Source organism: Actinomadura kijaniata NBRC 14229 (assembly GCF_001552175.1).
Taxonomy (GTDB): Bacteria; Actinomycetota; Actinomycetes; order Streptosporangiales; family Streptosporangiaceae; genus Spirillospora; species Spirillospora kijaniata.
Genome location: NZ_BCQR01000250.1, coordinates 1 through 11,627 on the forward strand (window position 1 = coordinate 1; position 11,627 = coordinate 11,627).

Sequence of the window (11,627 nt, forward strand, 5' to 3'; positions counted from 1 at the left end):
ACCTGCTGCCCGCCGGTCGGCGCCGTCCGGCGGTGGGGGCGGGCGGGATCGCCCGGGCGGCCCTGGCGCAGTCCCTGGTGCGCGCGCTGGCCCGCCGGCCGCTGACGGCCGGGGGCGCCGCCGCCGTGCTGCTGGGCGGCCCCGGATGGGCGATCGCCAGGGTCTGCGGTTTCGGTCGCCGCGTGGCCGAGCAGGAGAGCCTGCTGTGGCGGCGCGTCGCCCTGGCCGCCGTCCGCCGGCCGGTGGCCCTCGGCGGGGGGTGCGCGGTCCTGCTGCTGATGCTGACGCTGCCGTTCCTGCACGTCCGGTTCGGCATCGCCGACGAGCGGATCCTGCCGGTCAGCGCGGAGGCGCACGCCACCGCCCGGCAGATCAGGCGCGACTTCACCCGGCAGGTGGACCGCGACCTGCACGTCGTCCTGCCGGGTCTCGACGCCGCCCGGCCGGGCGACCGCCGCGACCTCGCCGACTACGCGCGGCGGCTGGCGGCGCTGCCCCAGGTCGTCGCGGTGCAGACCGCGACCGGCGTCTACCCGGGCCGCGTCCGGTCCGAGGCCGGGCTCCGCGACCGGTCCCGTACCGCATCCCACGGCAAGTCCCGTGGTGCCAGGTCGCGCGGTGACGCCGGGTCGCGAGTCCGCAAGGAGCGGGCGCGGTCGTTCACCTCCCGGGGGGCCACGCTCGTGGTCGTGAGCGGCCGCCCCGATCCGCAGTCCCGGGCCGCCGGGCGGCTGCTGGAACGCGTCCGCGCCGAGCCCGCCCCCGGCCGCCGCCTGGTGAGCGGCCGGACGGCGCAGGTGAACGACACGCTGACGGCGATGGGCCGGGCGCTCCCGGCCGCCGTCGCCGTGATCGCCGTCAGCACCGTGGTCCTGCTGTTCCTGTTCACCGGCGGCATCCTGGTGTCGGTGAAGGCCCTGCTGCTGGGCGCGCTCAGCCTCACCGCCAGCTGCGGCGCCATCGTCGCGATCTTCCAGGACGGCCGCCTGCGCGGCCTGGTGGGCGACTTCGCCCTGACCGGCCATCTGGAGGCCATCACCCTCGTGCTGACGCTCACGGTGGCGTTCGGGCTGTCCATGGACTACGAGGTCTTCCTGCTGTCGCGGATCCGCGAGCACCACCGCGCCACCGGCGACCACGACGGCGCGGTCGTCACCGGCATCGCGACCACCGGCCGCCTCGTCACCGCCGCCGCCTGCGTGATCGCCCTGACCACCGGCTCCCTCGTCCTGTCCGGCAACACCGTGCTGAAGATGAACGGCCTGGGGCTGGCGCTGGCCGTGCTGGTCGACGCGACCCTGGTGCGCGGCGTGCTGGTCCCGGCCTTCATGCGCCTGACCGGCCCGGCCAACTGGTGGGCGCCCGTGCCGCTGGCGCGGCTGCACCGGAGGCTGGGCCTGGAGGAGGGCGGGGACGGAGCGCCGCCCTCCGGACGCGTCCGGCGGACGCTGCGCGCCCTGTCCGGCGTCCGGGCCAGGTGACCGCGGAACGCGCGCCGGCCGGGCGTTCCCTTTCCGAAACGGTGCGGAAATGACGGCGTTTTCTTCCTTTCCGCAATCCCTCGCCGAAGGGTGCGCTCAACGTGACGGCCACGGAATCACCCACTCACCCAAGGACGAGCCCGAACCGGTGAATATGCCCACTTGAAAGGAATAGCCCTTTACCCTCGGCCACCTCGACGAGTGGATGGTCGCACATCTCCGCACGTCAGAGGGATACGGGCCCTTCCAGTGCCACGCCGAACCCTTTCGCCACCGAGACGCCTTCCCGTTTTTGTATCGCCATGTCGCCATATGAGGGAGCCGATCCACGGTCTGGCAAACTACGGATCATCAGCGGACGGAAAGCGTTTGAGAAAGCAGCCGCCCGGAAATTCGCAGTTCGTTCGGTCCGAGCGCGCGGACGCCGGGCCGTCCCCCTTACCACCACGATCCGGAGCGGACATGACGATGAGCACACAGACAGCGACGTTCGAGGCCGCCGAGTCCCTGGCCCGCTGCCGGGACCTGGTGCAGCCGGCGCTGCGCGCGACGGTCGGCGCGCTGGACCGCGACTTGGAGATGAGGTGCGGCTTCGCGCTGGGCTGGTGGGACAGCGACGGGCGGGCCGACGGGCACGGCGCGGGCAAGGGGCTGCGTCCGGCGCTGGCGCTGCTGGGCGCGCAGGCCGTCGGCGCCCCGCCCGACACCGTGGTGGCGGGCGCCGTCGCCGTCGAGCTGGTGCACGTCTTCTCGCTCGCGCACGACGACATCATGGACGGCGACGAGCGGCGGCGGCACCGCCCGTCGCTGTGGAAGGCCTACGGGGTGGGCACGGCCGTGCTGACCGGCGACGCGCTGCTCGCCCTCGCCCTGGGCGCCCTGGCGGAGGCCCCGGGTGAACGGCACGGCGAGGCCGCCCGCCTGCTGGCCCGCATGCTGCTGGACCTGGTCGGCGGGCAGGCGGCGGACGTGGCGTTCGAGGAGCGGCCCTGGACCGGGCCCCGGGCGGTCACCCTGGCGGAGTACCGCCACATGGCCGTCCGCAAGACCGGCGCGCTGCTGGGCTGCTCCGCCGCGATCGGGGCCGCGCTGGCGGGCGCGCCGGCCGGCGTGGTGGCGGGACTGGAGGAGGCGGGGCGCCACCTCGGGCTGGCCTTCCAGGCGGTCGACGACGTGCTGGGGATCTGGGGCGACCCCTCGGTCACCGGCAAGCCCGCCTTCAGCGACCTCCGGCGCGGCAAGAAGACCGCCCCGGTGCTGGCGGCGCTGGCCGACCCCCGGGGAGGCGACCGGCTGGCGGAGCTGCTGTCGGGCGAGCGCACCGGGCCGGAGGTGCGGCAGGCCGCCGCGCTCGTGGCGGACGCGGGCGGCCGGGCGGCGGCCGAGCGGATGGCGCGGCACCACCTGGACACCGCGGTCAGCGGCCTGCGCGGCCTGGGGCTGGCCGAACCCGCGGCGGCGGAGCTGATCGCCGTGGTGCGCTCGCTGGCGGACCGGCAGTGGTGAGAGGACAGTCGCCGTTTGGCTACGCAGAGTCATGGAAAACTACTGTGTGCAATCACCACCTCACGGAAAGGCCCCCCATGGATCGCATCCGTCGCCCCCTCACCATCGTCCTCCTCACCGTCGGCGTCCTGTGCCTCGGCGCGGGCGTGGCGAGCGCCGCCCCGGCCGACGGCGAGGGCCTCAGCAGCATCGTGGACACGTTCCTCAACGGACCCGGCCGCCCCCACGGTGGTTTCTGGTTCTTCTAGGCGCGGCGGGCGGCGTGCCGGGCGACCGTTCCCGGCACGCCGGCCCCCCGACCCGTCCCCAGACGACGTCCCGCCCAGGTGGGCCAGAGCACAGGACCGGCATTGAGCACAGCAGCGCAACCGGACACCACCGACACCGCACCGGCCGCTCCCCTGCGGCCGCCGCCCTTCTACTGTCCGGTGGAGTCGGCGATCCACCCTCGGGCGGACGAGATCGAGAGGCGCGCGATCGAGTGGATCGACCGGGTCGCCTTCCACCGGGACGACACCGACCGCGCGCGGCTGCTGGGCACCAACAGCGCCGAGTTCTACGCGCGCTTCGCGCCCCACGGCGTCGAGCACAACGTGCAGATGGCCGCCCACTGGGTGTACTGGGGCTTCGCCTTCGACGACGCGCGCTGCGACGCCGGGCCGTTCAGCGCGCGACCGGACCGCTTCCTGGCGATGGCCGGTCCCCTCCAGCGGGCGCTGGAGGTCCCGCACGCCGCGTTCGGCGACGACCCGCTGGTCACCGCGTTGCAGGACATCGGGCGCTCGTTCCAGGAGTGCGCCACCCCCGTCCAGGTGCGGCGGTTCCACGACGCGCACCGCGCCTGGCTGTTCGCCGTGGCCTGGCAGATCTCCAACCAGGCCCGCGGGCACATGCCCGACCTGGCGGACTACACCGCCATGCGCCTGCACAGCGCGGGCGGCGCGCCGACGCTGGCGATGCTGGAGATCGCCTGCGGCGCCGAGGTGCCGGGGCGCGAGATGGACGCGCCGGCGGTCCGCGCGCTGACCGAGATGGCCGTCACCGTCGCTTCCTGGGACAACGACCTGCACTCCTACAACAAGGAGTGCGGGCAGCGGCACACCGACCAGAACATCATCAACGTGCTGGTCCGCCACGAGGGCCGCGCGCCGCACGAGGCACTGGAGCGGGCGGTCGGGATGCGGGACCGCGTGATGAGCCGCTTCCTGGAGCTGCGGGAGCGGATCCAGCCGCGGGCGAGCCGGGAGCTGCGCCTGTACCTGGACTGCCTGGGGCACGCCATCCGCGGCAACATCGACTGGGCGTTCCGGACGCTCCGCTACAACCACCGGGACGTCACGAGCCTGCCGCTCGGCACCCCCGAGTGGGCCGACGGGCCGTCCGACGCCAGCACGCGGCCGCTGCCGATCCCGGCCATCGCCTGGTGGTGGGACCGCCTGCTCTGACCGGCCCGCGTCTCCGGTCCGCAGGGGGCCGCCAACTTCCGGTAAAACGATCGGCCGCCCCGGCCCGAGATCGGCATTCTCGCTTCGCGACAGCCCGAGCACTGCCGACGCGGAACGGATAGGACGATCATGCTGGTGCCGGTGGACGCCGCCTCCGTGGTGGCGGACGTGGTCCCCGCCTGCGCCACGATCGTCACGGCCTGCGGGTTCCTGGTGGCGCTGCGCGTGCTCACCCGCGACGTCCGCCACGCCGGGGTCCGGCTGCGCGGCGAGCGGGAGGAGGCCGAGCGGCGGCTGCGGGAGCAGGACGCGCGGTCGCGCGACCGGCACGGCCGGGACCTGCTGGTCGACCACCTCCGGCGGGTCGGCGACCTGTACGCCGAGTACCTGGCGGCCGAGGAGTCCCTGGCGGTGGGCCGACAGGCGCTGGCCCTGCACCGGCTCCAGGTCCACCTGCCCGTCGTCCCCGGACGGTACTGCTCGCTGCTGAAGCTGCGGTTCGACATCGGCCAGAGCAGCGAGTCGGAACGCGAGGCGGCCCGCCGCTTCGCCCTGCACGACCGGCTGCCCTCCCCCGAGCTGGTGAGCCCGCAGTGGATCTACCAGGAGTTCAGCGAGAACCTGCGCGAGCTCATGGGGGTCGACGCGCCGGCCCCGCGGCGGCCCGCGCGGCCGTCCGGCGGGCCGTCGCTGGTGGGGATGCTGCGCCGCCTGGGCCGCCCTCGGATCAGTGACTCTATGTAATTGTTATTTTACGCAGAGTGTCGAGAGGGGAACCTCTAGGAGCGTCGGCCTCTCCTATCGGCCGATCCCGTCCCCTCTGTGCGAAGGAGCCCCCATGTCCCCCCTCGGCAAACGCCTTCTCGCGGCCGCGGCCCTCGTCCTCGCCTGCGGCGCCGGATCGGTGGCCGCCGTCCCGACGGCCCAGGCCACCGGCGCGCGGCCGTCCGACATCCACATCTACGACGACGGATACGACGGCCCCTGGCGCTCGTGGCGCTTCATCGCGCACTACCCCAGCACCTTCCTGTGCAACGGCCAGGGAGTGGCGCTGCTGCTGAGCGGCGGCGCACGGGAGTACCGCTGCGAGGCGGACGGCGGGGCCCACGAGCTGTACATCAGATGACCACCCCCTGAGCGCGGAACGGGCCGCCTCCCCGTGAGGGAGGCGGCCCGTTCGTTGGTGGGGTGTCCTACTTGCGCAGCAGGTTGCGCAGGACGTACTGCATGATGCCGCCGTTGCGGTAGTAGTCGGCCTCGCCCGGGGTGTCGATCCGGACGACGGCCTGGAACTCCCTGCCGTCGGCCTTGACGGTGACCTCGCGCGGGGTCCCGCCCTCGTTGAGCTTCTCGATCCCGGTGATCTCGAAGGTCTCGGTGCCGGTCAGGCCGAGGGACTCGGCGGAGTCGCCCTCCTTGAACTGCAGGGGCAGCACGCCCATGCCGATCAGGTTGGAGCGGTGGATGCGCTCGTAGGACTCGGCGATGACGGCGCGGACGCCCAGCAGCGCGGTGCCCTTGGCGGCCCAGTCGCGGGAGGAGCCGGAGCCGTACTCCTTGCCCGCGATGACCACGAGCGGGGTGCCCTGGGCGGCGTAGTTCTGCGCGGCGTCGTAGATGAACGACTGCGGCGCGTCCGGCTGGGTGAAGTCGCGGGTGTAGCCGCCCTCGACGCCGTCCAGCAGCTGGTTGCGCAGCCGGATGTTGGCGAACGTGCCGCGGATCATGACCTCGTGGTTGCCGCGGCGCGAGCCGTAGCTGTTGAAGTCCTTGACGGCGACGCCGTGCTCCTGGAGGTACTGCGCGGCCGGGGTGCCGACCTTGATGGAGCCGGCCGGGGAGATGTGGTCGGTGGTGACCGAGTCGCCCAGCTTGACCAGCACGCGGGCGCCGTGGATGTCGGTGACCGGGGCGGGCTCGGTCTGCATGCCGTCGAAGTAGGGGGCCTTGCGCACGTAGGTGGAGGCCGGGTCCCACTCGAAGGTGCCGCCGGTCGGGATGTCCAGGCCGCGCCAGCGCTCGTCGCCCTTGAAGACGTCGGCGTAGTTGCGGACGTACATCTCCTGGCCGATGGAGGAGTTGACGATCTCGGCGACCTCCTCCGGCGACGGCCAGATGTCCTTCAGGTACACCGGCTGCCCGTCGGCGCCCTCGGCGATCGGGTCGTTGAGGATGTCGATGTCCATGGTGCCGGCCAGGGCGTAGGCGATGACCAGCGGCGGGGACGCCAGGTAGTTCATCTTGACGTCCGGGCTGATGCGGCCCTCGAAGTTCCGGTTGCCCGACAGGACGGCGGTGACGGCCAGGTCGTTGTCGTTGATGGCCTTGGAGATCTCCGGCTGGAGCGGGCCGGTGTTGCCGATGCAGGTGGTGCAGCCGTAGCCGACCAGGTTGTACCCGATCTTGTCGAGGTACGGGCTGAGGCCCGCGCGCTCCAGGTAGTCGGTGACGGCCTGGGAGCCGGGGGCCAGGGAGGTCTTCACCCACGGCTTGCGGGTGAGACCCTTCTCGACCGCCTTCTTGGCCAGCAGGCCCGCGCCGACCATGACGTACGGGTTGGAGGTGTTGGTGCAGGAGGTGATGGCCGCGACCGCGACGATGCCGTGGTCGATGGTGAACTCGGTGCCGTCCTCCATCTTCACCGGGGTCGGGCGGTTCGGGCGGTCGGCGCTGCCGTCACCGTGCGCGCGCGGCTTGTCGCCGTTGCCGCTGTGGCTGATGGCCGGGGAGTCCGAGGCCGGGAACGACTCGTCGGACGCCTCGTCGGCCGGGCCCTGGATGCTGGCGACGTAGTTGCGCACGTCGCGCCGCCAGGTCTGCTTGGCCTCCGACACCGCGATGCGGTCCTGCGGGCGCTTGGGGCCGGCCAGCGACGGGACGACGGTGGACAGGTCCAGTTCGAGGTACTCGGAGAACTCCGGCTCGACCGACGGGTCGAGCCACATGCCCTGCTCCTTGGCGTACGCCTCGACGAGCGCGATCTGCTCCTCGTCACGGCCGGTCAGGCGCAGGTAGTCCAGGGTCTCCTGGTCGATCGGGAAGATCGCGCAGGTGGAGCCGAACTCGGGGCTCATGTTGCCGATGGTGGCGCGGTTGGCCAGCGGCAGCGCCGCGACGCCCTCGCCGTAGAACTCGACGAACTTGCCGACCACGCCGTGCTGGCGCAGCATCTCGGTGATGGTCAGCACCAGGTCGGTGGCGGTGGTGCCGGGGTGGAGCTCACCGGTCAGCTTGAAGCCGACCACGCGCGGGATCAGCATGGAGATCGGCTGGCCGAGCATCGCGGCCTCGGCCTCGATGCCGCCGACGCCCCAGCCGAGGACGCCGATGCCGTTCTCCATGGTGGTGTGGGAGTCGGTGCCGACACAGGTGTCGGGGTAGGCGACGCCGTCCCGGTCGAACACCACGCGGGCCAGGTGCTCGATGTTCACCTGGTGGACGATGCCGGTGCCGGGCGGGACGACCTTGAACTCGTCGAACGCGGTCTGGCCCCAGCGCAGGAACTGGTAGCGCTCCCGGTTGCGCTCGTACTCGACCTGCACGTTGCGCTCGAACGCCTCGGGGGTGCCGAAGTAGTCGACGATGACGGAGTGGTCGATGACCATCTCGGCCGGCGCCAACGGGTTGATCCTGGTGGGGTCGCCGCCCAGGTCGCGCACGGCCTCCCGCATGGTCGCCAGGTCCACCACGCACGGCACGCCGGTGAAGTCCTGCATGATCACACGGGCCGGGGTGAACTGGATCTCCTGGCTCGGCTGGGCGTTCGGGTCCCAGTTCGCCAGGGCGCGGACGTGGTCGGCGGTGACGTTGGCGCCGTCCTCGGTGCGCAGCAGGTTCTCCAGCAGCACCTTCAGGCTGTACGGGAGCCGGGCCGAGCCCTCCACCGCGTCCAGCCGGTAGATCTCATAGCTCTTCTCGCCGACCCGCAGCTCGCTGCGGCTGTCGAAGCTGTTCGTGGACACGGACTCCTCCTCCGTCACCACCGCGCGCCCGGTCCGAGACATGGCGGCGCGGCGTCTGCACTGACTATCGATATGGGCCCATCCGACCGGTGCGCGGATCACCCGCGCGGGCCGGGGCAACGGGTTTCCATTCCCCCTGAATCCTGCCCTAGCCGAAAGTCTGCTTGGGACTCAGGTTCGCCTAACTTCCGCAGCTTTTCTCTTGACGTCAAGCTACCTCTGATTTTATCTCGATATCAAGTTACCCTCGGGTAGCCCAAGTGTGTCGGTGGCCACGGCGGCGCTAGACCACCCGGGTGCGCGAGCCGCCAGGAAAGCCGGGCGCGAGCGGGTCGACCGGGAGCGGGTCCGGGGGGACCGGGTCCGGCGGGGCCGGGACCAGGGTCCAGTCGCCGCCGGTGCCGCCGATCCGGAGGAGCGAGCCCGTCCGGGCCAGGAACGTGATCTTGTCGTCGTCGCGGTTGCCGTAGTGGCGGCGGAAGACGGGGGCGTCGAAGGTCAGGGCGTGGGTGAGCAGGTCCAGGCGGAAGTCGCCGTCACCCTCCGGGACGCGGGCGGCCAGCAGGCGGGTGGGGCCGGTGTAGCGGACGATCTCGCCGCCGGTGCCGGTGACCGTCTCGTCGAAGTCGCGCGGCGGCGCCATCTCCACGTCGATCGGCTCGGCCGTGAGGCGCCAGGGTGACTCGCAGCGGACGGCGAGCGGGGCCGGGCCGGCGACGGGCACGCTCCCCGGCTTCTCCAGGGCGGTCCGGCCGTCCGGCCTCAGGGCCTCGTCCAGGCCGGTCAGCGTCACGGGTCCCGCGGCCTCCAGCGTCAGCGTCGCGGGCGGGCCGGTGTAGAGCAGGACCTCGTCGCCGTGCCCCTCGGCCAGGACGGTGAAGCGGGGCATCGCGCCGGGCTCCAGGAGCCGCAGGGTCCACGACCCCTCACAGGTGACCTTCAGGTAGCCGTGCGACTTGATCCCGCCGAACCTGCGGAAGACCAGCGGGGGGCGGTAGGGCCTGCGGACCGGCACGCCCGGCGCGAACACCCTCATGCCGTAGGGGTCGGCCTTCCGGCGTTCGTCCTGGACGTTCACCCGGCCCCGGACGCCGGGCTCCGGCGCGAACTCCAGCAGCAGCTCGTCGGGAAGTTCGAGGGACACCGGCACCGTGGCGTTCCCCCTGCCCTCGAACGAGCGCAGCGGCATCGACCCCCTCCGCTCCCAGGCGGGCGCGCCCTCCGCGTCCCGGAACGAGATCCCGGACCACCAGGTCTCGGTCACGGCCCTGCCGTGCCAGCGCAGTTCCAGAAGCGCCAGGCCGCGGTCGCAGCGCCTCGTCAGCGGCTCGCAGCGGACGGCGTCCCGTTCGGCCAGCGCCCGGCGGAGCTCGGCGACGTCGCGCAGCAGGGCGTCGCGGAGGGCGAGCGTGCCGGGGGTGACGTGGGGGGCGGGCGCGAAGTCGCTTTCGTCGACCGTCCGCAGCGCCCTCTCGGCTCTCTCGAAGGCGAACTCCCGCGAACTCCGGCGGCCGTCCAGCTTCTCGTAGACCTTCGCGCCCGCCAGGGCCAGCCCGCACGCCAGCGGGAGGAGCGCCACCGGCCACGGCACGCCCGGAAGGAACGGGGCCACGAGGGCGAGCGCGAACGGCGGGACCGCGATCCAGCCGTTGAGCCCACCGAGACCGAGGATCGCGTACCGGGCCCGCAGCCGGCGCGGAAGACGATAGGACTGCTCGCTCATCAGGCTCCTGCCCAGGGGGAACGCGGCTCACCGCGCGGGGACACAGATTAGACGATCAGTGGCGTCGGCCGGAGCCCCGGATGTCCCGGGAACCCTCTCGCCCAGCCGTACGTCTTCGATATATCGTTGTCGTATCGCGAGAGATCAGAGAACGATCTCGGAAGGCGGTGGAGGAGATGCACGGAGGACGGGGGTTCGATCCCCGGTGGGCGTTCGCGGCGGCGGCGCTCGGGGCGAAGGCTGCCAGGTACCGGCACGAGTGCGGGTCCCGGGCCGAGGGCATGCCGGGATGGCCGTTCGGCGGGCCCGGGCCGTGGGGCCCGCCGCCCGGTCCCTGGGGTCCGCCGTGGGCGCGCGGGCGGCGCGGCGGCTGGGGGCGCGGCGGCAAGGCGCCCAAGGGGAACGTGCGGGCCGCGATCCTGGCGCTGCTCGCCGAGGGGCCCCGCAACGGCTACCAGATCATCCAGGAGGTCGCCGAACGCAGCGACGGCGCGTGGAAGCCCAGCCCGGGCGCCGTCTACCCGGCGTTGCAGCAGCTCGCCGACGAGGGCCTGATCCGGGGTGAGGAGGGCGACGGGCGGCGCACGTTCCACCTCACCGACGAGGGCCGCGCCTACGTGGAGTCCCACGAGGAGGAGGTGCGCGAGCCCTGGGCGCAGATGGCCCCCAGCTTCGGGGAGGGCGTGCCGGACCTGTTCCGGGAGGCCGCGCAGACCGGGGCGGCGGTCATGCAGATCGTCCACTCCGGCTCGCCCGAGCAGGTCGCGCGGGCCGAGCGGATCCTGGCCGAGGCGCGCCGGAGCCTGTACCGGCTGCTGGCCGACGACGCCCCGACGGCCGACGAGGAGTGACGGTGGCCCGCTCCGACGAGCTGCGCGTCGGTGACGCCGAACGCGACGCCATGGCGGCGGCGCTGCACGACCACTTCGCGGCCGGGCGGCTGACGCGCGAGGAGCTGGACGAGCGGCTCGACGTCGCGTTGGCCGCGCGGACGCGGGGCGACCTGCGCGGCGTCGTCCGCGACCTGCCCGAACCGCACGGGCCGCCGGCCGAGCGGTGGCCCGTCGCGCGGGCCGGTCACGGCCATCCGGCGCACCACTGGCACCCGGGGCACCACCGGTATCCGGCGCGCCGGGGGCCGGTTCCGGCGTTCCCGCTGCTGATGGCGGTGTTCCTGGTGGTGACGTTCACGGCCGGGGCGGGGACTGCGGTCTTCGCCGTGGTCCAGCTGGCGCTGCTGGCGCTGGTCCTGCGGGCGGTGTTCCACCTGGCCGCCGGGCACCGGGGCCGCTGAGCCGGAGACGGCCACGCGGCGGGCGTGGACCGGGCACGGGGATCGTGAAAACGTCTCATCATGTCGCCCGAACGGTTCCTGCACCCGGTCACGCCCGTGCCCCGGCCGCCGGAGGGCGACCTGCGCGCCACGGTCGAACGGCTCGCCGCCCGCCCGCCGGGCGGGCCCCGGGCCGCCGACCTGGTCGCCGACCGGCTGCGCGAGCTCGGCGTCGCC

The 11,627-nt window shown here is 73.1% G+C and carries 10 protein-coding genes; 8 read left to right on the forward strand and 2 right to left on the reverse strand.

The features are described from left to right. From AKI01S_RS46075 to AKI01S_RS46095, 6 genes are all read left to right on the forward strand, one after another. A partial coding sequence (locus tag AKI01S_RS46075) for an MMPL family transporter (protein WP_157420626.1) occupies positions 1-1,481 on the forward strand: 1,481 nt, incomplete at its 5' end. Positions 1,482-1,949: 468 nt separating this feature from the next. Next, on the forward strand, positions 1,950-2,987 hold the full coding sequence (locus AKI01S_RS46080; protein ID WP_245682070.1) for a polyprenyl synthetase family protein: 1,038 nt from the start codon (positions 1,950-1,952) through the stop codon (positions 2,985-2,987). A gap of 77 nt (positions 2,988-3,064) precedes the next feature. Then, positions 3,065-3,235 (forward strand): hypothetical protein, encoded by a 171-nt coding sequence (locus tag AKI01S_RS51445; RefSeq protein WP_157420627.1) that lies wholly within the window; start codon positions 3,065-3,067, stop codon positions 3,233-3,235. A 102-nt stretch (positions 3,236-3,337) separates the two neighbouring features. Further along, the gene (locus AKI01S_RS46085) at positions 3,338-4,432 is read left to right on the forward strand and encodes a terpene synthase family protein (protein WP_218010075.1); all 1,095 of its coding nucleotides are present in this window, start codon (positions 3,338-3,340) and stop codon (positions 4,430-4,432) included. Between the two features lie 129 nt (positions 4,433-4,561). Next, positions 4,562-5,176 carry a hypothetical protein gene (locus tag AKI01S_RS46090; RefSeq protein ID WP_067832727.1) on the forward strand — a complete coding sequence of 205 codons (615 nt, stop codon included), beginning with the start codon at positions 4,562-4,564 and terminating at the stop codon, positions 5,174-5,176. A gap of 94 nt (positions 5,177-5,270) precedes the next feature. Further along, positions 5,271-5,558, forward strand: a complete 288-nt coding sequence (locus AKI01S_RS46095) for a hypothetical protein (protein ID WP_067832729.1) — start codon at positions 5,271-5,273, stop codon at positions 5,556-5,558. Positions 5,559-5,625: 67 nt separating this feature from the next. Here AKI01S_RS46095 and acnA read toward each other — a convergent pair whose 3' ends face one another. After that, positions 5,626-8,436, reverse strand: a complete 2,811-nt coding sequence (gene acnA, locus AKI01S_RS46100; RefSeq protein ID WP_174567476.1) for an aconitate hydratase AcnA — start codon at positions 8,434-8,436, stop codon at positions 5,626-5,628. A 241-nt stretch (positions 8,437-8,677) separates the two neighbouring features. Beyond that, positions 8,678-10,117, reverse strand: a complete 1,440-nt coding sequence (locus AKI01S_RS46105; protein WP_067832731.1) for a hypothetical protein — start codon at positions 10,115-10,117, stop codon at positions 8,678-8,680. Positions 10,118-10,293: 176 nt separating this feature from the next. Between AKI01S_RS46105 and AKI01S_RS46110 the strand changes: the two genes are divergently transcribed. Both AKI01S_RS46110 and AKI01S_RS46115 read left to right on the forward strand, forming a co-directional pair. Then, positions 10,294-10,968: a PadR family transcriptional regulator gene (locus AKI01S_RS46110; protein ID WP_067832740.1), complete on the forward strand. Its 675-nt coding sequence runs from the start codon at positions 10,294-10,296 to the stop codon at positions 10,966-10,968. Positions 10,969-10,970: 2 nt separating this feature from the next. Beyond that, positions 10,971-11,411: a DUF1707 SHOCT-like domain-containing protein gene (locus AKI01S_RS46115; protein WP_067832734.1), complete on the forward strand. Its 441-nt coding sequence runs from the start codon at positions 10,971-10,973 to the stop codon at positions 11,409-11,411. The last annotated feature ends 216 nt before the right edge of the window (positions 11,412-11,627 follow it).